This is a genomic window from Hyphomonas atlantica corrig. (assembly GCF_017795365.1).
Lineage (GTDB): Bacteria > Pseudomonadota > Alphaproteobacteria > Caulobacterales > Hyphomonadaceae > Hyphomonas > Hyphomonas atlantica.
The window spans coordinates 3,511,700-3,537,379 of record NZ_CP051254.1 but is presented as its reverse complement, the minus strand read 5'-3'; the positions used below and the strand labels follow the sequence as shown (position 1 = coordinate 3,537,379).

Sequence of the window (25,680 nt, the reverse complement as noted above, 5' to 3'; positions counted from 1 at the left end):
AATACGTGGAACACCCGATATAGAACCCCTCTATACCATTGGTTTATGACAGGTTCGCACAGAAGCGCTGGATGCGGGTCAGGGCTTCCTGCAGTGCCTCTGTGGAGGTCGCGTAGGATACGCGGAATGCCGGGGAAAGGCCGAAGGCTTCACCGAAGACGATGGCGACTTTTTCCTTTTCGAGCAGTTCGGAAGCAAAATCCTTGTCACTCTCAATGACTTTTCCGGAAGGGCTGGTCTTGCCGATCACGCCCGCGCAGGACGGGTAGACATAGAAAGCGCCTTCTGGCGTCGCGCAGGTGATGCCCTCGGCAGCATTGAGGCCAGCCACGACCATGTCGCGGCGCTGTTGGTAAACGGCGCGTCGTTCGGGCAGGAAGTCCTGCGGCCCGTTCAGCGCTTCGACCGCGGCCCACTGGCTGATGGAGCAGGGATTGGACGTGGTCTGGCTGATCACCTTGCGCATGGCTGTGATCAGTTTTTCCGGTCCGCCAGCATAGCCGATGCGCCAACCCGTCATGGCATAAGCCTTTGACACGCCATTCACGGTAAGCGTCCGCTCGAACAGTTTCGGTTCGACCTGCGCGATCGTGAAGTACTCAAAGTCGTCATAGACGAGGTGCTCATACATGTCGTCGGTCAGCGTCCAGACATGCGGGTGGCGCAGCAGCACATCGGCCAGGCCGCGCAGCTCTTCCTTCGTATAGGCGGCGCCAGTCGGGTTGGACGGTGAGTTCAGCAACAGCCATTTGGTGTTCGGCGTGATTGCAGCTTCCAGCGCTTCCGGCGTCAGCTTGTAATTGGCGTTCGGTCCGCAGGCGACCGGCACGGGCGTGCCGCCTGCCATCAGCGCCATGTCGGGATAGGAAACCCAATATGGCGCCGGGATGATGACTTCGTCGCCGGGATTTAGCGTCGCGACAAAGGCATTGTAGATGACCGGCTTGCCGCCCGGCGCGATGTGGATCTGGCCCGGCGTGTAGGTCAGGCCATTCTCGCGCTTGAACTTTGCGCAGATCGCTTCTTTCAGTTCCGGGATGCCGTCAGCGGGCGTGTACTTGGTCTTGCCATCGCGGATCGCCTGCATGGCGGCTTCCTTGATGTTGTCCGGCGTATCGAAATCCGGCTCGCCCGCCCCGAGGCCAATCACATGATGCCCGGCCCGTTTCAGTTCATTCGCTTTTGTGGTGACGGCGATAGTGGCGGACGGCTTTACGCGGTCCAGGGCTTCAGAAAGGCGAAGGGTTTCAGACATGAGTATTTCCTGTGCGTGTCACGCTCGGCTGGCGTTTGCGTCGGCTTAATCCTGCGGCTGGCGCGCGGCAAGAGCCGGGCAGGGGGAAAACCGCCGCAGCCGGGAAAATTCCTTTCCAATGCCTGAATCGAAAGCGGTAAATTCATATGCCGGTCTAGGGCTGGATTTTAGCCATGTGTGAGACACTCCTCGTTCCTGAAACAAGCATGAAAGCGTTCCCAGGACGGGAATTTGCGGGGAGACATGAGCGTATCACTGGACATGAGTTTGCTGAATGCGATGCTCGACAAGATCGCGGAAGTGGCAAACGATATCATTCTGGACGTCACCGATTGGGTCGATCATCTCTCTGACATGGAGAAAGTCTTCTTCATGGCGGTGTTCATTGCGCTGTTGTTCTTCCTGATTCTCGTGAAGGCGGCGAACCGGAAACATGCGCCCAAGCAGGGGCGTTCCTTCATGTCGTCCATCATTCTGGTGATGCTGTTCAGCTTCGGCGCCGGCTGGATGCTGGATTCCCGGTTTGCGTTTCATAGCATGTTGAACTTCGGCTAAGGCTCGCATCCGGCGGCAAGCCGGACTATCTGTTGAGTCATGAACCCGACTGATTCCGGCGCGACGTCCCTGCGGGGCATCGATGTCATCAAAGACAATCTGAAAAGGCTGCCGAGCAAGCCCGGCGTGTATCGCATGTTCGGCGAGCATGATGACGTGCTCTATGTCGGCAAAGCACGCGACCTGAAGGCACGTGTGTCGAACTATGCGCGGCTGGGCGGTCATACGCAGCGAATTGCGCGCATGATCTCCATGACCAAGCGGATGGAATTCGTCGTCACAGAGACCGAGACTGAGGCGCTGCTGCTCGAGGCCAGTCTGATCAAAAGCCTGAAGCCCCGCTTCAACGTTTTGCTGCGCGACGACAAATCCTTCCCCTACATTCTCATCCGTCGCGATCATGAAGCCCCGCAGATAAAGAAGTATCGTGGTTCGAAGATGGATCAGGGGGACTATTTCGGGCCGTTCGCGAGCGCGGGGTCCGTAATGCGCACGCTCGATACGCTGCAAAAGGCGTTCTTGCTGCGCACTTGTGAGGACAGCGTCTACAGCGTTCGGACCCGCCCCTGCATGCTGCACCAGATCAAGCGCTGCGCTGCGCCCTGCGTCGATTTGATTTCGACCGAGGATTATCAGGCGCTGGCCGATCAGGCGGCAGATTTCCTACGCGGGAAGGGGGCCGACCTTCAGAAGCGCCTTGCGGCAGACATGGAAGCAGCTGCGGAGGAAATGGAATTCGAACGCGCGGCGCGATTGCGAGACCGGATTCGCGCGCTGGCCCATGTACGCGCCAGCCAGGATGTGAATCCGGAAGATATTGAAGAGGCAGATGTATTCGCCATCGAGATGGATGGCGGCGTATCTTGCGTGCAGGTCTTCTTCATTCGCGCCGGGCAGAACTGGGGCGCGACGGCGCATTATCCGCGTCACGAACGGGAACAGACACCAGAGGAAGTGCTGTCAGCCTTTCTTGTGCAATTCTACGACAAGCGCCCACCGCCGAAACTGATTCTTGTCAACAAATTGCCGGATCAGGCCGAGTTGATTGGGGAAGCGCTTGAGCTGAAGGCCGGGCGCAAGGTTGAGGTGCGCCGACCGGAGCGCGGTGGCAAGAAAGACCTTGTGGCTCAGGCTTCGCGCAACGCGGGAGAAGCCCTGTCGCGCAAATTGGCCGAAACGGCCAGCCAGGCGCGCCTGCTGGCGGAAGTGGCGAAAGTGTTCGAGTTGGACGCCTCGCCAGACCGGATCGAGATTTACGACAACTCCCACATCCAGGGCTCAAACGCCGTAGGCGGAATGGTTGTCGCCGGACCGGAAGGCTTCATGAAGAACGCCTATCGCAAGTTCAATATCAAGGACACGGCCATCGAACCTGGCGATGACTATGGCATGATGCGCGAAGTGATGCGGCGTCGTTTCTCTCGCGCCCTGAAGGAACGCGAAGAGGGCAATGGTACAAACTGGCCGGACCTGGTTTTGATTGATGGCGGTTTGGGACAGCTGAACGCCGTGATCGAAGCGCTAGCCGAAATTGGTGTGACCCCGGAGGACGTGAACCTCGTTTCCATCGCCAAGGGTGTGGACCGAAATGCCGGTCGGGAGCAGTTTTTCCGGCCGGGCCGCGCGCCTTTCAAACTGCCGGAAACAGCGCCGGTACTTTATTATCTCCAGCGCCTGCGCGATGAGGCTCACCGCTGGGCCATCGGTGCGCACCGGGCAAAGCGGTCCGCCGCGATCAAATCCTCCCCATTGGACGAGATTGAGGGCGTCGGCCCTGCGCGCAAGAAAGCCCTGCTGCACCATTTCGGGTCGGCCAAGGGAGTCTCGCGGGCCAAAGTGGCCGATCTGATGGCCGTAGAAGGTGTCAGCGAGGCGCTGGCAGAACGCATCTGGGGCCACTTCAACAGCGGCTAGGATTTCGCGGGAGCAAAGCGCGACGTCAGGTTTTCGATGTAGCTTTCCAGCAAATGGACCAGTTCATCTTCCAGAACTTCAGGATTGAGGTCCAGCTCCGGCTCGGCAGCCGCGGCGCGCAAGAGCTGCACAACCGTGTGGGTCAGGATGAAGGCCGCTTCGCGCCCGTGTGGGAAGTCGAAGCTCAATTGTCCGCTGACAGAGTCCAGAAAGGCGAAGTGCTGACGGCTCATCACATCGCTGCCGCCTGAGCGGAAGAGGGCATCCGACAAAATCAACCGCGTCTGGTGTGACCCGGTCGGTCCCTTCATGAGGGCCCGAATGATCGCCCGGACGGCAGATGTTTCCGGGTTTTCGAGCACGAGTTCGGTGATCTTTTTGCGCACATTGTCGCTTTGGCGCTGACTGAGCGCAAAGAGGATGGCCTCGCGATCAGAAAAATACTGATACAGTGTGCCGATGCTGACGCCCGCACGCTCAGCGATGCGATTTGTGGTTAATTTCGTGAGACCGCTCTCTTCCAAAAGCTGAAACGTTGCTTCGAGAATTGCTTCAACAGTGGCCTGCGCACGCGCTTGCCTTGGCTTTCTTCTAGACTTTTCAGTCACTTATAGTCCTCAATCCGAAATCTGACCCATCGTTTGCGATGCGAGTGGAAAATATGAGGATTGCTTACATTATGTATCTGGAACTGCAAGTAATACGACAGGAACAGTCTGATGCACCCATCGCTCGCCCAGGTTCAGGAGCGGATTGCCTACCAGAGAACCGCTCTGCCGGTGATGTATGGTGACGTGGATTTTTCCGCAACTCCGGAACGCTATACAGAGCAGGTCGAAGACAGTTCCCTGCCAAAATCACTGCGCCACCTGCCGCCACCGCCCGCCGACATGAAGGAGCGCGTGAAGGCGTACACGATGTTGGGGGACATTACGGCGGATGCCTACGCGTCGCTGATGGGGGAGTACGGGTTTAAGCGCCTGGTCGACATGCTGACGGCGGCGTGTGACCACGGCATCGACGCTGTGCCGGATGCGCCGAAGGAACTGGTCGCACTGATCGAGGAAATGGAAACCCGGCCGGACTGGCTGGACATGGACCTTGTGCGGGAAGGGGCGCGACTGAACCGCCTGCCGATGGCGGTGACATCGCCCTGGATGATCCGGGGAGCGTTTCTGGCAACTTTCCTCAACAAGTATACCGCTTTGCCAATGGCGATGACCGGCACCTTGGGTCATTCCACGGCTTCCCGCCGTGTGAACGAAACCGCGACATTCTTCACTGTGACGACCTTGCCGGGCGCGCTGGAGCCGCGCGGTGAAGGGTTCAAGGCCGCCGCCATGGTGCGCCTGATGCATTCCATGGTCCGGTTCAATATTCTGCGCCGTATGAAAAGCTGGGATAAGTCCGTTTACGGCATTCCGGTGCCGCAAGTGGACCAGATGCCAGCCGGACTGATCGACGTGTTCCTTCTGGCTTATCAGATGCTGGATGAAGGACGGACCGAGTTTACCGCAGAAGAGCGCGCGCGGGTCGAGTTCAGCCGCTATCGTTGTTACCTGCTAGGCTTGCCGGAAGACCTGTTGATGGACACACCGCAAGGCATCGTCGACATAATGAATGCGCGGGGCGCATCAATCCGCGAAGGCTTTGACGACAAGACGTGTGGAACTTTGGTGCGCGCGACGCTGGAGGCGTATTTGCCACCGGATCAGAAATTGGGGCATCGCATCTTCAATGCCCTGGAAAAGCGGCTCGCCCGGCTTGTCCTGGTGAAGCATTTCCTGAATGGGGACAGTGATCGCGCCCGGGAGATTGGCGTGCCCGTTGGCGCAAGTGAATATGCTGTCGCGGCGGTACTGTTTCCCTATATTGCGGCCAAGATGGCGCTCTACCGGTTTGCGCTGTCCGTGCCCGGATTGCGCAAAATGGCCGATCGTCGCCTGACAGCGCGCATTCGCCGCCTGTTGAAACGCTACGGCCATGCCGAGTTCACATCGAATGCTGAAGCTTACCGTCCTGCAGTACCCGCGACTGCATGACGGTGGGAGGGGAGTTTGATGCCTCCCGCGGGTTTGCCTGGGGGCGGGGGGCATCAAACGTTTTCCACGAGAGACCACAACTCCAGACCTGAACCATCGCCCGCATCCGCGCGGCGAAGGGGCGTTTTCATGTTTATCGGCTGATTTGGTGGGTTGAACCTGCGCTGAGGAATCCCTAAAAGATACACTATAACATTTTGGGGTGTACTCAGGTGAAAATTCAGAAAACAGATACGACGGCGGTTGGTCTTTCAGGCCTGTGCCTGGTGCATTGTCTGGCCTTGCCAGTGCTTGGCTCGGTCATGCCATTGATGACAACGGTGGCGGAGGCCGAATGGGTGCACAAGGCGTTGGTCATGATTGCGCTGCCGATTGCGCTTCTGGCATTCACGCAGACCCGCCGCCCCACGACTCGTCTGGTCTTCGGCGCCTTGGCCACATTTGGCGGCGCGTTGCTGGTTGCAGGCGCCTTTGTAGAGTCCCTGCACGATTACGAAACGCATCTCACCGTCATAGGCGCGTGCTGCCTTGCTGGCGCGCACCTGTTTCGCTGGACCAGGCACCAGCAACACTAGGTTTCCTCTGCGGGCTTGTGGATCAGTCGCCCTCATCCATGGCGACGATGATCTGCGCATAACCTTCCGACAATCGTTTCATGTTGTCGACGGCAAGGCGCTCATTCGTGCCGTGGAAGCCGTTCAGATCTGTCGGGTTGAGAACGGAAGGTGCAAACCGGTAGACGCTATCGGTGATCGCGCTGGCATAGCGCGCATCCGTGGCGCCAAGAACAAGACCCGGCGCGACCGGCGCTCCGTTTCCGGCCGCTTCTGCCACACTGGCCAGAACGGCGTACGCCTTGTTGTCCGTTGGTGAGACGGGCGAGGCTTCACTGCCGCTGATCCCGCCATCAGAGACGGTGACTTCGATCCTCTTGATGTCGGATGTTACATCCTTCACGTGCTGGATGACATCTTCCACAGTGTTGTTCGGATGTACCCGGAAGTTTACCGTCGCCATGGCGCGTTGGGCCAGCACGTTTTCCTTGGCGGACCCAACAAGCATGGTCGGTGCGGTGGTCGTGCGGATCATGGCGTTGCCGGCAGGAATGCCCGCCATTGCAGATTCGACCGAACCTCCGAACAGCCAAAGATTGGCAAAGGCCATTTTCTGCGTGAATGGCAGGTCAGGTGCAGATACTCGGAACAGGTCTGAGACCGGAGGTTTCGAGAAGTCGGCAGGCATCTGGTTCTCGTCCAGTGCCACAATCGCACGGGCCAGGCGGACAGCTGCGGAATCGCGTGGAGGCGTTGAAGAATGCCCGCCTTCGGCAAGTGCAGTCAGGGTCAGCGTCAGGTACCCCTTCTCAGAGATGCCGATGAAGGCCATCGGCTTGCCAGTCAGGGGAGAGGGGTCGACAATTGCGAAGCCTTCATCCAGCGCCATGACCGGCGTGACGCCGCGAGATTTCAGCAGGGCGATGCCTGCTTCTGCGCCACTTCCCGAGATTTCTTCATCGTGTCCAAACATGAAATAGACGGTGCGCTTTGGCTGGAAACCATCGGCGGCCAGCGCGTCTGCGGCTTCCATCAAGGCGACTAGGCTGCCCTTGTCGTCAAGCGCGCCACGCCCGTAGACGTAACCGTCCACGATCTCCCCCGCAAACGGCGCGCCGGTCCAGTCGTCTTCCGTGCCAATGTTCACGGGCACAACATCCTGGTGCGCCATCAGCAATAGGGGGTCGAGCGAGCTGTCCGTGCCTTGCCAGGTGTAGAGCAGTGTCAGTGTACCGGGCACGAGTTCCTTGCTCATGGCGCTGTGCGCGGTGGGATAAGTTGTCTCCAGCCAGGTGTGCAGGTCCAGCCACGGGCCTTCCTGTCCGGGGCGTGGGTCACCCGCGGCGACTGTGATGGTGCGGAACTGGATTGCTTCGCTCAGATGCGTTGCCGCGCTGTCTGCCGACACCGTTGGCACTGTAGGAAGGTCAACACGTTCGCTCGACGCCGCGCCGCCATAGGTAAAGGTGCGGAACACGACGATTGCGACAAGAATCACGACCAGCGCGACAAGGCCCAACAGGATTTTCTTCAGCATCGGGTTTGCTTCCTCCAAACGTATCTTTCTTCCCGTGTCAGGCCCGACCGCCGCGACGTCAAGCTCTGTGCCAACAAAAAAATGACTTGGCCGTCACGTTTTTCGCGGGCAGGCTGAGCCCATGACTGACGCACGTGGCCCGCGCCTGTCCTTACCGAGAGTGCTTGCTTTCTCCTCGCTCAGCATACCGCTGGCAGGGGTGGGATTGCCCTTGGCCGTCTATCTCGCGCCGCTCTATGCGAACGAGGTGGGGCTGGGGCTGGAGCTGACAGGATTCCTGTTCATGGTGCTCCGCTTCTGGGACATCACGACCGATCCGATCATGGGCTTTGTGGTGGACCGCTATCGCAGCCCGTGGGGACGCGTGCGCCACTGGATCGTGCTCAGCGTTCCACTACTGGGGATCGCGACCTACTTCATCTATATGCCGGAACGGGGGGCAGGGCCGGCCTACTTCGTGGTGTGGATGATCCTGTTCTATGTCGGGTTCACCCTCTTGCAGACGGCGCGATCCGCCTGGGTTCCGGCCATTGCAACAGATTATGACGACCGTTCGCGCTTCTTCACCTGGGCGGAGGTGATCAGCATCGTCTCCATGCTGGCCCTGCTGGCCGTCCCTGCGATCCTGGCGGTGTCGGGTTTTGAGGTCGACCGGTTCGGTCAAGTGGCCGTGATGGGGTGGGCCTTGCTCATTTCGTTGCCGATTGTCGCCTTCCTGTCGTGCACATTCGTTCCCGACAATCCGATGCGGGGCGACCGGGGCGAAGCCATGAAGTTTGACCTCAAGGCCATGATCGCGGCCCTGAGAAACAAGTTTCTCGGTGTCGTCCTCTCCATGGAATTGCTGGTGGGAACGGCTGTGGCCATCACCGCATCAAACTATCTGTTCGTTGCGGAATACGTGTTCGGCCTGTCGGATTCCATGGCCAGCGTCATCCTCATGATCTTCTTCTCGACGGCGGTCGCGGCGCTTCCGCTATGGCTGAAATTCTCGGCGATGACGGAGAAGCACACAGCCTTCCTCTGCGCCGTCATCATGGGGATGGCCAGTTACATCATTTACTATATTGCCGGTCGTTCAGGGGGCGGTTTTGGCGCGTTGCTTGTCGGTGCGCTCGTCAATGGTGCGGCTTTCAGCGCCCCTGTCGTGATCGCGCGCTCCATGGCGGCGGATGTGGTGGAGTATCAGGCTGCGCGTTCCGGGGAGAACCGGGCCGGCATTTATTATTCCCTGCTGACCAGTGCCTACAAGATCGGCAGCAGCCTTGCGTTCGGCATCGGATATTTCGTTCTCGGCCGGGTCGCCGGGTTCAAGCCGGGAACAGTCAATTCACCAGACGCTTTGCACGGCCTGTTGCTGGTTTTCTGTGTCCTGCCATTCATCCTGTACGGACTCGCAGCACTGGTCGCATCGCGCTACACGCTGACCCGAGCCATGCAGCAGGACATCAGCAAAAGCCTCGACCCGCGCGGGCCTGAGATGCTGGACTAGAACCCGCCGCCTTCGGCCAGCCATTCGGCCTCTTCAGGTGTCGTCTCCCGGCCGAGCGCAGCATTGCGGTGCGGGAAGCGCCCGAATTTCTCAATCACTTTCAAATGCTGGATAGCGTAGTCGTATGTGTTCTCAGCAAAGCTGCGATAGTCAGGCCGGGCATCTTCGGCCAGTTTCTTGAATACAGCGACGCTTTGCTTCTGGTCCTCCAGAACCTCCGAATGCTCCAGTGGCAGATAGAAGAACACGCGTTCGGTCTCGCTGAGCTTTTCGTCCTCCTTCAGTGCCAGCCCGTCCTTGCACAGACGAAGCGCCAGCGAATCCTGATGAAACGCCCGCGCGTCATTCCGGAAAAGGTTGCGGCTGAACTGATCAAGCACGATGATGGCGGCAAGGCGTCCACGCGGGCCTTCGGCAGCCCAGTCATCTGCGAAGGGCAGGTGAGAGGCGTCCTCTAGCAGGTGCAGGAACTTATCCCGGATTTCGGCATCTGTTGCGTCAGATTTTCCAAACCAGAGCTTGTGCTTTTCTTCAAGTCCGTCGACGGAATTTGGCGTGTTTCCCAACCAATAGTCCAGTACGTCTGCGGGTGTCGGGATCTGCGTCATTCTGCTGGCCTCCGGGCAACGATCATATAGTTCACCTTCGTGTCGCCAGAGAGTTTCCAGCTGTCGCCTAGCGGATTGTACGACACGCCAATTGGCTCCTCTGTTATCAGTCCGGACGCGGTGAGGCCGGCATCGGCTTCTTCGGGCGTCACGAATTTCGACCAGTCATGCGTGCCGCGCGGCAACCAGCCAAGCACATATTCTGCACCAATCACTGCCGTGGCGAGCGCCTTAGCCGTGCGGTTCAACGTGGCAACAATCATCAGGCCGCCTGGCTTTACCAGCCCGCCGGTATCTTTCAGGAATTGGTGCGGGTCTGCGACATGCTCGACCACTTCCAGATTGAGAACAATGTCGAACTTCGGCTCGCCCGCTTGGATCAGCCCTTCGGCGGTGCCGGCTCGATAGTCGATTTGTAGCCCCTGTTCCTGTGCGTGGGTCAGGGCGGTCTTGATGTTCGCTTCAGAGGCGTCGACGCCGGTAACGGACGCGCCAAGCCGGGTCATCGGCTCGCACACCAGTCCGCCGCCGCAACCAATATCCAGCAGACGCAGGCCTTCCAGCGGGCGTTTTGCGTTGGGCGAGATGTTGAAATGCCGTTCCGCGGTCTCGCGGATGAAGCGGAGTCGAACGGGGTTGAACTTGTGGAGCGGTCGGAACTTGCCGCGCGGATTCCACCAGTCTGCCGCCATTGCTGAGAACTTGGCGACTTCGTCCGGATCAATGCTCGGCGTGGCGGGGGCGTCGTTCACCCTGTCTTTTGCTACTGTCATAGTTCAAGAAACCTGTTTGATCCGGCGGGGAACACCCCCTATGGAGAGCGAATATAGTGGGATATCCCAAGAAGACGACAGGTTATGGGGCGAAATGGCGCGCACGGTTCTGAAATTTGGTGGCACATCGGTCGCAGACCTCGACCGCATCGCGAATGTCGCAGACATTGTGGCAGATCGCGCGGCGAAGGGCGAGCACATGGCTGTCGTCGTTTCCGCCATGTCGGGCGAAACGAACAAGCTGGTCGGCTATGCCGAGGGCGCGGCGGGGGATAATCTGCCACGCGAGCAATTCGACGATGAATACGATGTCGTGGTTGCTTCAGGTGAACAGGTTACTGCGGGTCTTCTGGCTTTGGCCCTGCGCCGTCGAGGCCTGAAAGCGCGCAGCTGGCTTGGATGGCAATTGCGCCTGAAAACCAATAAGAGCCACGGCCGCGCGCGGATCATGGGCTTTGACGATTCCATGCTGCCGGATGCGGTGGATGCGGGGGAAATCGCCGTTATTGCCGGTTTCCAGGGGGTAACCGATGATGAACGTGTCGCCACGCTCGGCCGGGGCGGTTCCGATACCAGCGCCGTGGCTGTGGCTGCTGCGCTGAATGCGACCGTTTGCGACATCTATACGGATGTCGACGGTGTTTATACGACCGATCCGCGGATCGTGCCCAAGGCGCAACGGATCGAGAAAATCTCGTTTGAGGAGATGCTGGAACTCGCATCCCTCGGTGCCAAGGTTCTGCAGACGCGTTCTGTAGAAATGGCGATGAATCACAATGTGCCTGTCCGGGTGCTGTCCAGCTTTTTGAAGCCTGGTGAGCCCAATCCCGGAACCATTGTCTGCTCAGAGGAAGAAATCGTGGAAAAACAGGTTGTTAGCGGCGTTGCCTATTCACGGGATGAAGCCAAGGTCACGCTCTACGGAGTTCCGGACAAACCAGGTATCTCCGCCAAGATCTTCTCTGCCCTTGCACGGGCTGGCGTGAACGTGGACATGATCGTCCAGGCGCAGGCACGTGGACCTGAGCAGGCCAACATGGTGTTCACCTGTACCGATCGGGACAGCCCGATTGCGCGGGATACGCTGGAAGGCATGCACGAAGAAATCGGGTATGAGCGCCTCGAAGTCGTGCGCGATGTTTCCAAAATCTCCATCGTGGGCGTGGGAATGCGCAGCCATACCGGCGTTGCCGAGACCATGTTCAAGGCATTGTACGAAAAAGGCATCAACATCGATGTTATTTCCACGTCCGAGATCAAAATCTCTGTATTGATCGGGGATGCCTACACTGAGCTTGCCGTTCGGGCACTTCATACCGCATTCGGCCTTGACGCTGCCTGACAGAGGCTGCGACAAACAGGCTGACCATGCCTTATAATCTGCCCGCGACGCGACTGCTGATGAACCGGCTCCGCCAGGTCATGGCGGAGGAAGGCGAAACACGTTCGCGGCTCGACAAGGTTGTAAGGCTGATTGCCTCCACAATGGTTGCAGATGTCTGCTCCATCTATTTGCGGTTGCAGGATGGCGGCCTGCTGCTGATCGCTACTGAAGGTCTGAAAGCTGACGCGGTCGCCGCAACGCGCCTCACCGCGAATGAAGGGCTTGTCGGTCTTGTTGCGCGCCGCGCTGAGCCGATGGCCATTCAGGATGCGCCGCGTCATCCATCCTTTTCCTACCGGCCAGAGACCGGAGAAGACCCGTTCCACGCCTTTCTTGGCGTGCCGATCCTGCGTGGCGGCCGCGTCATTGGCGTGCTGACCGTCCAGAACCGCACCGAGCGGGCCTATGATGATGAAGAAGTCGACAATTTGCAGACCATTGCAATGGTGCTCGCAGAGATCGTCGATCGCATCAATCCGGACGCCCTGAACAATGGCGGCACGGATGAGAAGCGAGAGCGAAACACTGCGTCACTGGAAGGGCGTGTGTTCTGTGAAGGGCTCGGCTATGGCCGCGCCGTTTTGCATGATCCGGTCGTGCCCGCCGCAAAATTCTTCGCAGCGGATCAGGTGACGGAAAGTCATCGCCTGTCGGAAGGCATGGCTGAACTCAAGGCCTCGATTGATCGCATGATGTCGCTCGACGGCGCCGCACTTGGCGAAGACCCGCGCGATGTGATGGAGACGTATCGGCTGCTAGCGCATGACCCGTCATGGGCCGAGAAGCTGCAGGAAGGCGTGAAGTCCGGCCTCTCGGCAGAGGCTTCGGTAGATCGTGCCCGCCGCGAACACCGCGCCCGCCTGCAAAGTGCGCGTGACCCCTACCTGCGAGAGCGCCTTCACGATCTCGAAGACCTCGACAACCGGCTGCTGCGCATCCTTGGCGGGGAAGAGGGCAAGCCGCAAATCAGCGAAGAACGTAGCGTTCTCGTCGCCCGGCGTCTGGGGCCTGCCGAGTTGCTGGAATACTCCAACACGGGCCTGCGGGCGATTCTTATGGAAGAGGCGGCGGCGTCCTCTCATGCCGCAATCGTGGCGCGCGCGCTTGGTATCCCCACGCTCGGCGGCATCAAGGGGCTGACAACGCGGATTGATCAGGGGGACTGGGTGATCGTGGATGCCGAAGAAGGCACGTTGCACATTCGCCCGGATGACTCTCTGTACGATGCGTACAAGGGTCGGGTCTCCCTCCGCTCGGAACGTCAGGCGGCCTATGCTGCGTTGAAGGATCTGCCTGCGCGCACGAAGGACGGGACCGATGTGTCCCTGATGCTGAATGCAGGCCTGGAGCTGGATCTCGACATGATGAAACAGGCAGGCGCCGATGGGGTCGGCCTGTTCCGGACTGAGTTCCAGTTTCTTGTGTCTGAGTCCCTGCCGCGGGTGAACGACCAGATCGAGCTCTACAAGACGGTGCTCGACAAGGCTGAAGGCAAACCGGTCGTCTTCCGCACTGTGGATCTCGGCGGCGACAAGGTGCTGCCCGCGCTGAATCTGCAGCGGGAGGAAAACCCGGCCCTCGGATGGCGTTCCATCCGGTTCGCGCTGGACCATAAGGGCCTGTTCCGCCGTCAGTTGCGGGCACTCGTTCGCGCGGCAGGGGATCGCCCGCTGACCGTCATGTTCCCGATGGTGACCGTGGTTTCCGAATTCGAGGAAGCGCGGGATCTGTTGATGAAGGAAGTGGAATGGTCTGCGCAGCGCACGGGCCGCACCCCGGCAAAAGTAGAAGTTGGTGTGATGCTTGAGACGCCGGCGCTTGCCTATGGGCTGAAGGAACTGGCCGGAAAGGCATCGTTCCTGTCGGTCGGGACGAACGATTTGATGCAGTTCTTCTTTGCCGCAGATCGGATGACGCCGCATGTGTCGGAACGTTACGATCTGGTGTCACCCAGCGGCCTGCGTTTCCTGAAAGAGGTGTCGGATTCCTGCAAGACGCACGGCATCCGCATGTCGGCCTGTGGCGAGGCGACCGGAACGCCGCTGTCAGCGCTCTGCTTCGTCGCGCTCGGATTTACTGCATTGTCGATGTCGGCAGGATCTATTGGACCGGTCAAGCAAATGATAAGGTCCTTGGATCTGCAGGCGTTCCAGCCGGACTTTCTGGCTGCGCTGGATGCGCCCGAGCAGGATTTCCGTAACCAAGTGTTAGCCTTGGCAGCCGATCATGGGATCGAGCTTTCTGATGGTTAATACGCTCTGGCCCATATAATCACCACATTCATGGACCAGATATTGCGGTGCAGGGAGGGGACCCCCTCGCTGTATCGATAAGCTGGATGAATATGGCACACGACGATTTGACCCGCGAAGATCTTGTTGAAACCGGCCCGGAAACGGCTGCGCCGAGCGCTGATGGCGTGAGCGCGCATGAGCGGGCAATGGAGATCTTCAAGGCGCGCGAGTTTGAAGGTGAGGCCCTGCGCATGGGTCAGGTCCTGCGCCGCGTGCGTGAGACGCTGGGCCTTGAAATTGCGGACGTGTCTCGCGATACGTTGATGCGCAAGGACTATCTGATGTGGATCGAACGTATGGAAGTCGGTGAACTTCCAGGCGGCGGTTATCTGACCGCGATCCTCAACACCTATGCCAAGTATCTGAAGCTTCCCGAAAAAGAAGTCATTCGCGTTTACAGTCAGGAATGCGGTGCGGTGCAGGAAGTGCAGAATGATGCACCGGTTCCGAAGATTGGCGAGATTGGTCCGGAGAAGTCGAGATGGCCGCTCGCTGTCGCCGCGGCGGCACTTCTGGTCGTATTGGGGGCAGGCGCGATCGGCGTTTCGCAACTGGTTCGCCCAAATGTGGAGCTTGAGCCCCAGGCTGGCGTCGTCGCCGTGAATGGCGCGCGCGACAGCCTGTTTGCAGATGTTGAAACGTCCAAACGCCCGGCACCGAAGGATTTGCCCCTGGAGCTGGTCGCCGTGAAGCAGGGCTGGTTGGAAGTGCGCGGCGCGGATGGCACGATCTTCCGCAGCCGTGTGATGGCTGAGGGTGAGAGCTATTTCCCGCGCCTCAATGCAGGCTGGACGGTTTCCGCGCGTGATGGCAGCGCGTTTGAATGGCGCGTTGGCGATGTAACGGTCGGTCCCCTCGGACCAGAGGCAACCCCGGTCTTTTCCGCCAGTATTGATGAACAGATCAGCCGCGCAGCAGATGCGGCGGCCCCGGCGATGGCTGCCAATGGCGGCAACAAGGCGTCGCGCTAGGCTTGCCATGTGTCGCCGGACCGGCCATGTGATGCACGACAGTCACCGGACAGGACTTCGCGCCCATGTCTCATAATGCCCTTCGTCCCTGGCGCAGCATCGAGCGCCGCAAATCGCGTCAGATCCGCGTAGGCAATGTATTGGTTGGCGGAGACGCGCCAATCGCGGTTCAGACCATGACAAATACGCCGACCGAAGATGCGGCGGCAACGATTGCGCAGATCGAACGCGCCGCAGAGGCAGGCGCGGACATTGTGCGCGTTTCCTGCCCGACGGAGGAATCAACGGCGGCGATGCCGGAGATTTGCCGGGCAAGCCCGGTGCCGATCGTGGCGGACATTCACTTCCACTATAAGCGCGGTATTGAAGCGGCTGACGCCGGTGCGGCCTGCTTGCGGATCAATCCCGGCAATATCGGGTCTCCTGCGCGAGTGAAGGAAGTGGTTGCCGCGGCGCGGGCCAATGGCTGTTCCATTCGGATCGGCGTGAATGGCGGATCTCTGGAACGTCACCTGCTTGAAAAATATGGTGAGCCTTGCCCGGACGCGATGGTCGAGAGCGCTCTGGACCATGCTCGCATTCTCGATGATCTCGGCTTCCACGAATACAAGATTTCGGTGAAGGCCTCAGACATGTTCCTGACGGTCGCGGCGTATCACCAGCTGGCCGAGGCGACGGACGCACCGTTGCATCTCGGCATCACGGAGGCTGGCGGCCTGCGGACGGGAACAGTGAAATCTTCCATCGGTATGGGAACATTGTTGTGGTCCGGCATCGGTGATACGATCCGCGTCTCGCTCTCTGCTGATCCGGTGGAAGAGGTGAAGGTTGGCTTCGAAATGCTGAAGTCACTGGGCCTGCGTACCCGCGGCGTGAACATCATCGCCTGCCCAAGCTGCGCGCGTCAGGGGTTCGACGTGATCAAGACAGTTGAAACACTGGAGCAGCGCCTGGCCCATATTTCAGAGCCCATCTCGCTCTCCATTATCGGCTGTGTCGTGAACGGCCCCGGTGAAGCCGCCATGACCGATCTCGGCTTTACCGGCGGTGGCAAGGAAAGCGGAAAGATGTTCGTGTCCGGTCGACCGGATCATAATGTGTCGAATGCCGACATGGTCGAGCATATCGTCGAGCTGGTCGAGAAGAAGGCCGAACGCCTGAAAGCTCAGCGGGAGGCTGCTGAGACCGTCGCGGCGGAATAGGCGCCGTCTTCAGTCGTAGAAGCACTTTTCCGTCCCGTCGCCCTGATCATAGCAGCGTGGCTCGTTCGACGTTGGCGGGGTATAGGTCGGCTTCGGCACAGTGCCCTCATAGCCTGCATTGTAGCCGCGATCCTGATCAGAATAGGTCCCATTGAAGGTCTGGGTGGTGCCGCCCGTATAGGGATTGCGGCCTGAATTCAGATAGGTCCACTCTGCGACCAGGCTGCACTCATAGCTGGAAGATCCGAATGTGCGGCAAAGCTCAAACGCATCTGCGGTTCGCCGCATTTCGAAGTTCTTGCGCCACCACTGGTAAAACTGGTCGCCGCCTGCCTGACGTGCGGCGTCATAGCCAACCCATTTCGGGTCTGGCGCCGTTTGCGGAGGCGCGGCGGGTGCAGGTTCGGATGTGGTGCAGCCAAGCACCCCTTCAGCCCATTCAAGCATGCCGTCATCAGGGAATGGCGCACTCATCGGAACACGCGGCTCAGAACTGGTCTTGCCGTTTCTGAAGGCATAAACGGCGTCCTGATAATCCACCAATTGCTGAAAGCGCGTTCCGGACAGGTCATCCGGAAGACCGCAATTTCCTTTCGGATAGCTGCAACCATTCAAGACCCCGAGAAGGTTCACGTTCTCGTAGACCTGATAGGTCGCGCGCTTCCAGTATACGATCGCATAGGCCTTGGTCTTGTTGGAATCGCCCGGAATGGCATTGATCGAAGTAACCAGCGTGTTCACAAGCTCGCGGCCTTTCGGGCACGTCCCCTGCGCGTGCGCCGGAAGCGACAGCGCCAGAAATGCACCGATGCTGGCGAGCACGAATTTGATGAGTGATTTCATAAGCCTATCCCTGTCTCGTCAAATAATACGCCAGCCAGACATCACTTCACAAGACGATCGCGCAAAATGATCATAGCTCCAGCCGGGCCTGACTCGTTGACTTGTGTTCATCTTGCCAAGGTTACAGTCTGGCAATGTTGTTCGAGCGGGCTGGAAAGGGGACGCGCGCAATGATCAGGACGTTCACCGGAATTGTGGCGGGCTGTGCGGCTCTCTGTCTGTCGGCCTGCACTACGGCGGAGCTGGAGGCCGTCTCGCAGGGGCTCGCTCAGGCAAGCTATGACATGCAATATACGCCGTACGGTTCGACCGGCTATGGCGGCGCGAGTCCGTATGGTTCGGGGGCGACAAATTACGACACCACGCAATGGGTCGGCTACAATGAGTGCGTAAATACCGGCAGTTTCTATCAATGCGATACCAATGGCGACGGCTATGTCGACATGTTCGGCAACACCGATACGGGCGAGTTCACCTCCTCCTCCCTGAAGGTGAATGGCCGCGGCGAGGGCTTCACATGGAGCACGGAATGCGGCTGCTGGGAGCGCAATCGTGCTTATGATACGGCGCGCGCCGATGATCATGATCATCACCGCCGCAGGCATCGCAGGGATTGATTTGGTGCCGTCGCCAGTCTTAATCGGCGCATGAATCCTGATCTCTTGTTCCTGTTTACCGACCGTATCGGTGTGTTCGTCTTTGCGATTTCCGGCGGCATCGTCGCGGTACGCAAGGAGATGGATCTGTTCGGCGTGATCGTGATGGCTTTCCTGCCTGCGATTGGTGGCGGTACGTTGCGTGACCTCATCCTCTCACAGCCAGTGTTCTGGCTGGAGGACACACAAACGCTCGGTTTTGCGATCGCGGGAGGTCTTGCTGCGTTTTTCTTCCATCGCTGGCTGGAGAATTTCCGGCCCCTTCGTTGGGCAGATGCGATTGGCATGGCTTTGTTCGCCGTGACGGGCGCGGCAAAGGCGGCGGCGCTGGGGCATGGCTGGCCAGTCGTGCTGATCATGGGCACAATGACCGCCAGCGCCGGCGGCTTGCTGCGCGACGTTGTGGCAAACGAAAAGCCGCTGCTTTTGTTGAAGTCCGAAATTTACGCCACGGCGGCCTTGTTGGGATCTCTGGTCTATTTCCTGACCAGTCTTTGGCTCGGTGACGAATTCCTCGCTTTCATTCTGGGGCTCGTCTCTGCTTTCGTGCTTCGGGCGTTGGGCATCATATTCAAACTGTCCCTGCCGCGTTCGCCTTTCTAGCCGCCCCGGACGGGCTTGCAGGCTTCAGCCCGAACAGGGGCCGCAGGAAGCCGACGCGGCGGATGACGAGTTCATGCAGCAAGGCGCATCCGGCAAACGTTCCGCCAATGACCAGCACGGCCTCCAATCCAACCGGCAGGCCCTGGCGGGTGAGCCAGTAGCCGAGCATCACTGTCAGCGTCTGGTGCAGGATGTACCAGGGGAAAATCGCTTCCGTCATATAGGTCAGCGCGCGGCTTGGACGGTTTAGATAAATTTGGGCGAGCCCGAGCAGGACAGCAATAGCGATCCAGGCATAGGCAAGCCGGGCCATTCGCGCTGGCCAGATGATCCAGTCCCACTCACCAGAGGTGCTGAGGGTTTCCCACTGTGCCCAAATGGCCGACAGCCCGATCCCCAGGATCAATACAAGGGCGATGGCGGCGGGCAGGGCGCGGCGGATGGCCGACCAGAAGTGGGCGTCTTTTGCCAGTACGAAGCCCAGCATGAGCATGGTCAGGCTGTGGGCGTGATTGGCCCAGTCATTCGTCAGATCATGCGTGATCGGGAAATGCGGATCGAGCGTGATCCGATAGAGAACATGCGGCAGGACGGGCAGAACCAGCACCGCTGCGGGGCCCCATCTGCCAGTGAAGAGCGCCTGCGTCATGCGCGCGCTCGGCCCGTGCATCAAGCGTGAGATACGACCCGCAAAAGGTGCCAGCAAAAGCGTGTAAGCAAGCAGGTACACAATGTACCAGAGATGGTTCCAAGTGGGGGTGGTGACTGAAAAATCAGAATTGAAATCAAGGTATCGGGGCCAGAAAGCCCAGAAACTACCTGAAAACTCACCTGCTTCGACCAGTTGGAGCCAGCTTTGGGGCGCCACAATCAGCGTCATGCCAAACAGGATGGGCAGCCCCAAACGTACGCTGCGTTCCCGCGCGAGTTTGCCGCCACCGAGTTTGTCCGCCGCAAATCGTAGTGCCACACCGGAGATGAAGAAGAGAAGCGACAGCCGCCAGGGGTTCAGCAGCAGCATGGCCCATTCGGCCTCGGGACCGGCGTGGACGCTTTTCACGTGCCAGCCCCAAGTCACGTAGAACATGCCTGAGTGATAGAGAATGAGCAGGCCGAACGCGATGATACGTAGCCAGTCCAGATCGTATCGGCGGGGGAAGGCGGGGGCGTGTGGCATGGCGGTCTCCAGAGGGGCTGGCGTGACCCTCGCTTTCAAGAGACATCAAGTCAGCTGGAATGGGGCATCAGGTGGCCAGGGGTGACGAGTTGTGTCCGCCGGGGACAAATGGCGGCGTTCGGGGACGAAATTCTGATATTTGTGTTCCGGCTATGACGTGGGTTGTGGCAGGAAACCCCGATGGAGATCGTCTCAACACATCCGGAACTGGAGGCCGACCGGCGCGCAGATCGCAAAACGTGGTTGTACTTCGCGTGCTTCCTGTTTGCGTCTTTCGTCGTGGAATCCCTGTCAGATCAGCATGTGTTGCTGCGGACGGACGACCCGTATCCAAACCTGCCCTGGCTTAGTCAGGCCAGCTCGCACGGAGTGATCCTGGCGCTGACGCCATTTATCACTTTCATGCTCAGCCGGTTCCCGCTGACGACGGAGGCGTGGAAGGTCAATCTTCTGGTCCATGCGGCCGCGACGATTGCTTTTTCTGTCGTGCACATTCTCGCAATGGTCGCGATCCGCAAGCTTCTCAGCCCGATCATTTTCGGTATTCCGTATGAGTTTGGTCTCTCGGATGTGTCGGTCTGGCTCTATGAATTCCGCAAGGACGTTCTGACCTACACGCTGATTGCCGCCCTGTTCTGGCTGAACCGCATGGTGGAGCAACGTGCGCTCGACGAACGCGGGGCGAAGCGCGACGCCACAGACCTGCATCGACTGACCTTGAAATCCGGTGGGCGCAGCTATTTCGTGAACGCGCCAGACGTGATCTCGGCAAAGGCGGCCGGCAATTATGTTGAAGTTGTTACCGAAGGGCGGGAGTATCTGGCGCGCATGACGCTGACCGAGCTGTCACGTCTTCTGCAGGCGGCGGGCGACCGGCATGTCCGCGTTCATCGTTCTCACCTCGTCAATCTGGACCGTGTCAGCGAGATCGTACCCACAGGGGAAGGCGATGTGACGCTTCGGCTGGACACAGGCGCCGAAGTGCCAGGTTCGCGCCGCTATCGCGCGCAGTACGAAGACAAGTTGGCGGCGTAACCACTTTTCCGTGAGGGGCTAGGCGCTCAGCCAAATGTCGCTAGGTTTCAGGCTTGGTTTGTCGGAGTGGCTCATGCTTTCAGTTTTTCGCGCTTGCGTCTGGTTTCTCGTGCGCCTGCCACTGATCCTGCTAATTTTCGTGACGGCGCTTGTGATGAGCAGCTGCACGATGCTGGGCCTTAACTATGCGAGTCTCGAAACTGCAAACAAGCCCGTTCCGAAACCGGAAATCGATGTCGCCGCGATGCTTGGGGACGATGCCTATCGCGGCCAGATGATGGAGAGGTTCGAAGCAGTTCTCTATGGGCCCTGGCCAGAAGGCTTGCCGGTCAGCTGGGGCGAGTCTCGCCTGGTGGATGCGAGCCTGTTTGGCGGTAAGGGACGACTGGAAGAAATTCCGGTCACGATCGGACAAGGCGACGGGGCCAGCCTGTTTCATCTCGTTGTCGCCACCCCCGCTGCGCCGGGGCCACACCCAGTCATCATCAGTCAGACCTTTTCCAGCAATTGCGCGGCGTTTCCCGGCTATCCGGTGACCTCCACAGATGACGCGATTTGCGATGGCAGCGAGATGGAAGGGGCGTTTGGCTTCGTCGCGACACAGATATTCGGCACCTACATCGCCAAAGTGCCGCTGGAGCGGTTCATGGATGCAGGCATCGCGTATGCCAGCTTCTATGGATCGGATTTCGTTCCTGACCGCCGGGCAGAGGCGCGAGACGTGATGGCAAATCTTGGAGGCCCCGTCGCGCCGACCAGCACATTGATGGCGTGGGCCTATGCCTATTCGGCAGCGTCTCAAATTCTGGAGACCCGGGCAGATATCGATCCGGATGGCACAGTTTTGCTCGGCCATTCCCGTTTCGGCAAGGCGGCGTTGCTGGCGGGTGTGTGGGACAATCGCATTGATGGGGTCATCGCGCATCAGGCGGGGTTTGCCGGGGCGTCGCTGTCGCGCTCGCAAACCGGCGAGGGCCTGAAACGGATGGGAGAATCCTATCCGCATTGGCTCGCACCCCAGGCCCGGGACTGGTTTGATCGTGTGGATGAACTACCGGTCGACCAGCACCAATTGCTGGGATTGTTGGCGCCGACACCCGTGCTGCTCGGAAATGGACGGCGGGATGTCTGGTCAGATCCAAACTCTTCATTCCGCGCGGCGCAGGCAGCGTCATCCCTTTACGAGGCGGTGGGAATGACCGGCCTTCCGGATGGCGGCATGAAACAGGATTTCGATCCCGATGCCGGAATTGCATGGTGGCTCCGGCCGGGCGGGCACAGCGTCGTGTCTGAAGATATCGACACGTTCATAGCCTTCGTGCAGGCGCATTTTTCCGATGCGGGCATTAACCAAAGTGCTGTTCAGGCTGCAGAATAGGGCATAAGCTTCCTGCGGAACGAAAAAGCTGTGGGAGGCCAAAATGCCAATTAATGTCGAATTTCTTCACCCCGTCCTGGCGTTGATCGTCTGGACACTGGTCATGTGGCTCTGGATGTACGCCACGCGCATTCCGGCCATGCAGAAGGCGCAGATCAATCCCGACGATGCCCGCCATCCGGGAACCTATGGGGACAAATTGCCGGCAAATGTTCGCTCGGTCGCCGACAATTACAACCACCTGCATGAGCAACCGACCGTCTTCTATGCGCTGATGTTCTTCGCGGCGCTAACGGGGGGCGGCGATCATTTCGCGACCCTTCTGGCGTGGATCTATGTCGGCTTGCGGGTCCTGCATTCCTTCGTTCAGATCCTGTCTCCAAAAGTAACGCTGCGCTTCCTGGTCTTCGCGCTTGCATCGATTACGCTCATCGTGCTGGCCGGCAAGGAAGTGCTGCGCATAACCACCGGATAGGGGGCTGACAGCGGAGGGGGACTTATCAGGCGGCCAAAAGCACTCTAAATGGCGCGGATGGCTACTCTTTCCCTCTCCCGACTCCAGCAGGTTGTTGAACGTTTCGAGGAAGTCGAGGCGCGCATGGGCGCGACCACGGAAACCGACGAAATCATCGCCCTGTCGAAGGAGCATTCCGAACTGAAGCCCGTGGTCGACAAGGCGCGGGAAGTGATGGCTGCGCGCAAGGGGCTTGAAGAGGCCGAGGCGTTGATGTCGTCCGGCGACGCCGAGATGGCAGAACTTGCCGAAATGGAATTCGAGGACATCAAGGATCGCCTGCCGGACCTTGAGCAGGAGATGCAGGTTCTGCTTCTTCCGAAAGACGTCGATGACGCGGCCAACATCGTGCTGGAAGTTCGCGCCGGAACGGGCGGGGACGAGGCGGCGCTTTTCGCGGGCGATCTCTACCGGATGTATACGCGCTACGCACAGACCATGGGCTGGAAGGTCGAAGTGGTCGATGCCTCTGAAGGCGATGCGGGCGGTTACAAGGAAATCGTCGCGAACGTATCCGGCGACGGCGTGTTCGGTCATATGAAATGGGAGAGCGGCGTGCACCGGGTGCAGCGCGTGCCCGCAACGGAGACGCAGGGGCGTATTCACACGTCCGCCGCGACCGTGGCCGTTCTGCCTGCGCCGGAGAATGTCGAGATCGACGTCAAGCCAGAAGACATCCGTATCGATACAATGCGGTCTTCGGGCGCTGGCGGCCAGCACGTAAACACGACGGACTCAGCGGTTCGTATCACACACCTTGCCACGGGCATCGTTGTGACCAGTTCGGAAAAGTCCCAGCACGTGAACCGCGAGAAGGCGATGGAACAGCTGAAAATCCGTCTTTACGAGAAAGAACGGTCTGAACGCGACGCCGAACGCGCCGAGGCGCGGGCCAGCCAGATTGGTTCAGGTGACCGCAGCCAGAAGGTGCGCACCTATAACTATCCGGAGAACCGCGTCACGGATCACCGGATCGGGTTAACGCTTTACTCGCTCGACAAGATCATCACGGGCGACAAGCTGAATGATGTGGTCGAAGCGCTGATCACGGAAGATCGTGCGCGCAAACTGGCGGCGATGGAGGCCAGCTGATCTGCCTGACATGACATATGATCAATTGATGGCTGATGGCACTGCACGGTTGAAGGGCGCTGGTATCGTCAACGCCCGGCTTGAAAGCCGTTGGCTGTTGGCTCATGTCTCAGGATGTCAGCATTCAGAGCTTATAAGTCGTGGGTCCGATCAGGTTCCCGAACAGACCATTGCAGCATTTCTGGATCGACTTTCTCGCCGTGAGGGGCGCGAGCCGATGCAGCATATACTTGGCACGACCGAATTCTACGGACTCGAATTCCTCAGCGATGCGCGGGCACTGATCCCCCGCCCGGATAGCGAGATCGTGGTTGAGATGGCCCTGGAGCGTATCTCTAGGGAGCAGCCCGCTTTCATCGCAGACCTTGGCATGGGCAGCGGCTGCCTGCTCGCAGTCCTGCTGACCAATCGTCCTTTGGCGAGGGGGGAAGGGGTAGAGGCCAGCGATGCGGCGGCGACGTTGGCTGGCGAAAACCTCACACGCCTTGGACTGGCCGATCGCAGCCTCGTTCATCGTGGCTCGTGGACGGGCTGGCAGAATTGGGCTGAGGCGGATCTGATCATTTCGAATCCGCCCTATATCGCCAGCGCCGAAATCGAAGGCTTGATGCCGGAGGTTCGCGAATACGATCCGATGTCGGCGCTCGATGGCGGAAAGGACGGGCTCGATGCGTATCGGGAGATTATCGGACTCGCAGCTCAAGGCATGAAGCAAGGCGCATGGTTGGTGTTCGAAATCGGATTCGACCAGAAAGAAGCGGTCAGCGCCCTGCTGGATCAGGCCGGATTTGACGAAATCACCTGCCGCAAAGACCTCAGCGGAAATGATCGCGCTATCGCGGCAAAACGGCCATTTGTGTAATACTTACATTTCTTCTTGGCGGATTGGGAAAGTCACGCTAGAAGATTCTCGTGAGACGGCGACCACACGAAGTGTAACAGCATGTCCCTCTCACGAGACTCGCGCAAATCTAGGGCTGTGGCCGCTTATTTCAGATGGCCAATTGCGCTGGGAACTGCCTGCAAACTGAGCAGGCGCATGTAACGGGATGATCTTCATGAAACGCTCACGCGGGCGCAATCGTCGCTCAGGCGGCAATAACCAGAACAATCACAACAATCCGAATCGTCACTATGAAAGTGTTGGTCCGGACGTGAAGATCCGTGGCTCTGCCCAGCAGGTTCTGGACAAGTATCAACAGTATGCGCGCGACGCCCAGACAAGTGGCGACCGCATCCTGTCAGAAGCCTATTACCAGTTCGCAGAACACTATCAGCGCATTGTTGCGAAGCAGCAGGAAGCGAAAGAGCGCGCCCAGCAGCAGCGCCAGCAGAGCCGTGACAATCGCCGCGATGATCGCGACGACAATGACGACAACAATTCTGACAATGACGCCTCTCCAAAGCAGGAGGCCGAGGTCGAGTCCCGCAACAAGAGCCGGGATGAAGACAATCAGGATGAGTCCAGGAATGAAAAGGCGGCATCGGACGAATCGTCTGCAGAGGATACTTCTGAGGCATCGGACGACGACGCCAAGGCGAAGCCGCGCACACGCACACGCCGGAAGCCTTATGCCAAGAAGGACAAGGCCGATGATAGCGCGGATGGCGAAGCCGACGGCGTGCTGAAGACCGTCTCGCGCGGTCGGCGCAAATCGGCGCCGAAAGAAGACGATTCGGCGAAGTCGGAAGAGGCGTCGGCAGAGTCTGCTGAATAGTCCTGACTATCTGACCGTATTGAATTGCCCGGCCTGCGGATCGCACTGGCCGGGTTTTTCATGCGCGAATTCTGTATTCCGTG

The 25,680-nt window shown here is 59.2% G+C and carries 24 protein-coding genes; 17 read left to right on the top strand and 7 right to left on the bottom strand.

Annotated features, from left to right (window positions below; genetic code table 11):
- Window positions 1–43 precede the first annotated feature (43 nt).
- Entirely contained in the window at window positions 44–1,255 is a 1,212-nt protein-coding gene (locus tag HF931_RS16910; protein ID WP_273241272.1) for a pyridoxal phosphate-dependent aminotransferase, read from the bottom strand.
- 243 nt (window positions 1,256–1,498) lie between these two features.
- Here HF931_RS16910 and HF931_RS16905 point away from each other — a divergent pair, with 243 nt between their 5' ends.
- Window positions 1,499–1,810 (top strand): hypothetical protein, encoded by a 312-nt coding sequence (locus HF931_RS16905; protein ID WP_273241270.1) that lies wholly within the window; start codon window positions 1,499–1,501, stop codon window positions 1,808–1,810.
- 39 nt (window positions 1,811–1,849) lie between these two features.
- Window positions 1,850–3,724 carry an excinuclease ABC subunit UvrC gene (gene uvrC / locus HF931_RS16900; RefSeq protein ID WP_273241268.1) on the top strand — a complete coding sequence of 625 codons (1,875 nt, stop codon included), beginning with the start codon at window positions 1,850–1,852 and terminating at the stop codon, window positions 3,722–3,724.
- Here the strand turns inward: uvrC and HF931_RS16895 are convergent.
- A complete protein-coding gene (locus HF931_RS16895) occupies window positions 3,721–4,332 on the bottom strand; it encodes a TetR/AcrR family transcriptional regulator (RefSeq protein ID WP_273241266.1) in 612 nt (203 codons plus the stop codon). The two genes, uvrC and HF931_RS16895, sit on opposite strands and share 4 nt — an antisense overlap.
- Window positions 4,333–4,443: 111 nt before the next feature.
- Between HF931_RS16895 and HF931_RS16890 the strand changes: the two genes are divergently transcribed.
- Together HF931_RS16890 and HF931_RS16885 are read left to right on the top strand one after the other, a co-directional pair.
- The gene (locus HF931_RS16890; protein WP_273241264.1) at window positions 4,444–5,766 is read left to right on the top strand and encodes an oxygenase MpaB family protein; all 1,323 of its coding nucleotides are present in this window, start codon (window positions 4,444–4,446) and stop codon (window positions 5,764–5,766) included.
- Between the two features lie 212 nt (window positions 5,767–5,978).
- On the top strand, window positions 5,979–6,341 hold the full coding sequence (locus tag HF931_RS16885; RefSeq protein ID WP_273241262.1) for a MerC domain-containing protein: 363 nt from the start codon (window positions 5,979–5,981) through the stop codon (window positions 6,339–6,341).
- 22 nt (window positions 6,342–6,363) lie between these two features.
- Here the strand turns inward: HF931_RS16885 and HF931_RS16880 are convergent, their stop codons facing one another.
- Window positions 6,364–7,857: a M20 family peptidase gene (locus tag HF931_RS16880; RefSeq protein ID WP_273241261.1), complete on the bottom strand. Its 1,494-nt coding sequence runs from the start codon at window positions 7,855–7,857 to the stop codon at window positions 6,364–6,366.
- Window positions 7,858–7,978: 121 nt separating this feature from the next.
- Between HF931_RS16880 and HF931_RS16875 the strand changes: the two genes are divergently transcribed.
- Complete coding sequence (locus HF931_RS16875; protein WP_081806108.1) at window positions 7,979–9,349, top strand: MFS transporter; 1,371 nt, start codon at window positions 7,979–7,981, stop codon at window positions 9,347–9,349.
- Here HF931_RS16875 and HF931_RS16870 read toward each other — a convergent pair.
- Together HF931_RS16870 and ubiG are read right to left on the bottom strand one after the other, a co-directional pair.
- The gene (locus HF931_RS16870) at window positions 9,346–9,957 is read right to left on the bottom strand and encodes a DUF924 family protein (protein ID WP_273241260.1); all 612 of its coding nucleotides are present in this window, start codon (window positions 9,955–9,957) and stop codon (window positions 9,346–9,348) included. The two genes, HF931_RS16875 and HF931_RS16870, sit on opposite strands and share 4 nt — an antisense overlap.
- The gene (gene ubiG / locus HF931_RS16865) at window positions 9,954–10,730 is read right to left on the bottom strand and encodes a bifunctional 2-polyprenyl-6-hydroxyphenol methylase/3-demethylubiquinol 3-O-methyltransferase UbiG (RefSeq protein WP_273241258.1); all 777 of its coding nucleotides are present in this window, start codon (window positions 10,728–10,730) and stop codon (window positions 9,954–9,956) included. Before ubiG ends, HF931_RS16870 begins: the two co-directional genes overlap by 4 nt.
- 94 nt (window positions 10,731–10,824) lie before the next feature.
- Between ubiG and HF931_RS16860 the strand changes: the two genes are divergently transcribed.
- The 4 genes from HF931_RS16860 (at window position 10,825) to ispG (ending at window position 16,581) form a co-directional block, all read left to right on the top strand.
- A complete protein-coding gene (locus HF931_RS16860) occupies window positions 10,825–12,072 on the top strand; it encodes an aspartate kinase (protein WP_035551099.1) in 1,248 nt (415 codons plus the stop codon).
- A 26-nt stretch (window positions 12,073–12,098) separates the two neighbouring features.
- Entirely contained in the window at window positions 12,099–14,366 is a 2,268-nt protein-coding gene (gene ptsP / locus HF931_RS16855) for a phosphoenolpyruvate--protein phosphotransferase (protein WP_035551102.1), read from the top strand.
- Window positions 14,367–14,458: 92 nt separating this feature from the next.
- Entirely contained in the window at window positions 14,459–15,379 is a 921-nt protein-coding gene (locus HF931_RS16850; protein WP_162175970.1) for a helix-turn-helix domain-containing protein, read from the top strand.
- A gap of 65 nt (window positions 15,380–15,444) precedes the next feature.
- Complete coding sequence (ispG, locus tag HF931_RS16845) at window positions 15,445–16,581, top strand: flavodoxin-dependent (E)-4-hydroxy-3-methylbut-2-enyl-diphosphate synthase (RefSeq protein WP_273241255.1); 1,137 nt, start codon at window positions 15,445–15,447, stop codon at window positions 16,579–16,581.
- A gap of 9 nt (window positions 16,582–16,590) precedes the next feature.
- Here the strand turns inward: ispG and HF931_RS16840 are convergent, their stop codons facing one another.
- Window positions 16,591–17,424 (bottom strand): hypothetical protein, encoded by an 834-nt coding sequence (locus tag HF931_RS16840; protein ID WP_273241253.1) that lies wholly within the window; start codon window positions 17,422–17,424, stop codon window positions 16,591–16,593.
- 170 nt (window positions 17,425–17,594) lie between these two features.
- On the opposite strand from HF931_RS16840, the gene HF931_RS16835 reads away from it, so the two are divergent.
- Together HF931_RS16835 and HF931_RS16830 are read left to right on the top strand one after the other, a co-directional pair.
- Complete coding sequence (locus tag HF931_RS16835; protein WP_273241251.1) at window positions 17,595–18,041, top strand: hypothetical protein; 447 nt, start codon at window positions 17,595–17,597, stop codon at window positions 18,039–18,041.
- Window positions 18,042–18,071: 30 nt separating this feature from the next.
- The gene (locus tag HF931_RS16830; protein ID WP_035551112.1) at window positions 18,072–18,683 is read left to right on the top strand and encodes a trimeric intracellular cation channel family protein; all 612 of its coding nucleotides are present in this window, start codon (window positions 18,072–18,074) and stop codon (window positions 18,681–18,683) included.
- Here the strand turns inward: HF931_RS16830 and HF931_RS16825 are convergent.
- Window positions 18,652–19,860, bottom strand: coding sequence for an acyltransferase family protein (locus tag HF931_RS16825; RefSeq protein WP_273241248.1), 1,209 nt, complete (start codon window positions 19,858–19,860; stop codon window positions 18,652–18,654). The genes HF931_RS16830 and HF931_RS16825 overlap by 32 nt on opposite strands.
- Before the next feature lie 180 nt (window positions 19,861–20,040).
- Here HF931_RS16825 and HF931_RS16820 point away from each other — a divergent pair, with 180 nt between their 5' ends.
- The 6 genes from HF931_RS16820 to HF931_RS16795 all read left to right on the top strand — a co-directional run bounded on the left by HF931_RS16820 (window position 20,041) and on the right by HF931_RS16795 (window position 25,597).
- Window positions 20,041–20,895, top strand: a complete 855-nt coding sequence (locus HF931_RS16820) for a LytR/AlgR family response regulator transcription factor (RefSeq protein WP_273241246.1) — start codon at window positions 20,041–20,043, stop codon at window positions 20,893–20,895.
- Between the two features lie 73 nt (window positions 20,896–20,968).
- Window positions 20,969–22,273 carry an alpha/beta hydrolase family protein gene (locus HF931_RS16815; protein WP_273241245.1) on the top strand — a complete coding sequence of 435 codons (1,305 nt, stop codon included), beginning with the start codon at window positions 20,969–20,971 and terminating at the stop codon, window positions 22,271–22,273.
- Window positions 22,274–22,316: 43 nt separating this feature from the next.
- Complete coding sequence (locus tag HF931_RS16810) at window positions 22,317–22,748, top strand: MAPEG family protein (RefSeq protein ID WP_035551122.1); 432 nt, start codon at window positions 22,317–22,319, stop codon at window positions 22,746–22,748.
- A 57-nt stretch (window positions 22,749–22,805) separates the two neighbouring features.
- Complete coding sequence (gene prfA, locus HF931_RS16805) at window positions 22,806–23,879, top strand: peptide chain release factor 1 (protein WP_035551402.1); 1,074 nt, start codon at window positions 22,806–22,808, stop codon at window positions 23,877–23,879.
- 28 nt (window positions 23,880–23,907) lie between these two features.
- Window positions 23,908–24,741, top strand: a complete 834-nt coding sequence (gene prmC, locus HF931_RS16800; RefSeq protein WP_273241242.1) for a peptide chain release factor N(5)-glutamine methyltransferase — start codon at window positions 23,908–23,910, stop codon at window positions 24,739–24,741.
- A 196-nt stretch (window positions 24,742–24,937) separates the two neighbouring features.
- Window positions 24,938–25,597 (top strand): DUF4167 domain-containing protein, encoded by a 660-nt coding sequence (locus tag HF931_RS16795; RefSeq protein WP_273241240.1) that lies wholly within the window; start codon window positions 24,938–24,940, stop codon window positions 25,595–25,597.
- The last annotated feature ends 83 nt before the right edge of the window (window positions 25,598–25,680 follow it).

What these genes read in the sequence shown, in the direction of transcription:
- prmC (WP_273241242.1), top strand. Translation starts at nt 23,908, where the DNA reads ATGGCTGATGGCACTGCACGGTTGAAGGGCGCTGGTATCGTCAACGCC.
- HF931_RS16860 (WP_035551099.1), top strand. Translation starts at nt 10,825, where the DNA reads ATGGCGCGCACGGTTCTGAAATTTGGTGGCACATCGGTCGCAGACCTC.
- HF931_RS16795 (WP_273241240.1), top strand. Translation starts at nt 24,938, where the DNA reads ATGAAACGCTCACGCGGGCGCAATCGTCGCTCAGGCGGCAATAACCAG.
- HF931_RS16830 (WP_035551112.1), top strand. Translation starts at nt 18,072, where the DNA reads ATGAATCCTGATCTCTTGTTCCTGTTTACCGACCGTATCGGTGTGTTC.
- HF931_RS16835 (WP_273241251.1), top strand. Translation starts at nt 17,595, where the DNA reads ATGATCAGGACGTTCACCGGAATTGTGGCGGGCTGTGCGGCTCTCTGT.
- HF931_RS16870 (WP_273241260.1), bottom strand. Translation starts at nt 9,957, where the DNA reads ATGACGCAGATCCCGACACCCGCAGACGTACTGGACTATTGGTTGGGA.
- HF931_RS16875 (WP_081806108.1), top strand. Translation starts at nt 7,979, where the DNA reads ATGACTGACGCACGTGGCCCGCGCCTGTCCTTACCGAGAGTGCTTGCT.
- ptsP (WP_035551102.1), top strand. Translation starts at nt 12,099, where the DNA reads ATGCCTTATAATCTGCCCGCGACGCGACTGCTGATGAACCGGCTCCGC.
- ispG (WP_273241255.1), top strand. Translation starts at nt 15,445, where the DNA reads ATGTCTCATAATGCCCTTCGTCCCTGGCGCAGCATCGAGCGCCGCAAA.
- HF931_RS16815 (WP_273241245.1), top strand. Translation starts at nt 20,969, where the DNA reads ATGCTTTCAGTTTTTCGCGCTTGCGTCTGGTTTCTCGTGCGCCTGCCA.
- HF931_RS16905 (WP_273241270.1), top strand. Translation starts at nt 1,499, where the DNA reads ATGAGCGTATCACTGGACATGAGTTTGCTGAATGCGATGCTCGACAAG.
- HF931_RS16825 (WP_273241248.1), bottom strand. Translation starts at nt 19,860, where the DNA reads ATGCCACACGCCCCCGCCTTCCCCCGCCGATACGATCTGGACTGGCTA.
- HF931_RS16840 (WP_273241253.1), bottom strand. Translation starts at nt 17,424, where the DNA reads ATGAAATCACTCATCAAATTCGTGCTCGCCAGCATCGGTGCATTTCTG.
- HF931_RS16880 (WP_273241261.1), bottom strand. Translation starts at nt 7,857, where the DNA reads ATGCTGAAGAAAATCCTGTTGGGCCTTGTCGCGCTGGTCGTGATTCTT.
- ubiG (WP_273241258.1), bottom strand. Translation starts at nt 10,730, where the DNA reads ATGACAGTAGCAAAAGACAGGGTGAACGACGCCCCCGCCACGCCGAGC.
- prfA (WP_035551402.1), top strand. Translation starts at nt 22,806, where the DNA reads ATGGCTACTCTTTCCCTCTCCCGACTCCAGCAGGTTGTTGAACGTTTC.
- HF931_RS16820 (WP_273241246.1), top strand. Translation starts at nt 20,041, where the DNA reads ATGGAGATCGTCTCAACACATCCGGAACTGGAGGCCGACCGGCGCGCA.
- HF931_RS16810 (WP_035551122.1), top strand. Translation starts at nt 22,317, where the DNA reads ATGCCAATTAATGTCGAATTTCTTCACCCCGTCCTGGCGTTGATCGTC.
- HF931_RS16890 (WP_273241264.1), top strand. Translation starts at nt 4,444, where the DNA reads ATGCACCCATCGCTCGCCCAGGTTCAGGAGCGGATTGCCTACCAGAGA.
- HF931_RS16850 (WP_162175970.1), top strand. Translation starts at nt 14,459, where the DNA reads ATGGCACACGACGATTTGACCCGCGAAGATCTTGTTGAAACCGGCCCG.
- HF931_RS16910 (WP_273241272.1), bottom strand. Translation starts at nt 1,255, where the DNA reads ATGTCTGAAACCCTTCGCCTTTCTGAAGCCCTGGACCGCGTAAAGCCG.
- uvrC (WP_273241268.1), top strand. Translation starts at nt 1,850, where the DNA reads ATGAACCCGACTGATTCCGGCGCGACGTCCCTGCGGGGCATCGATGTC.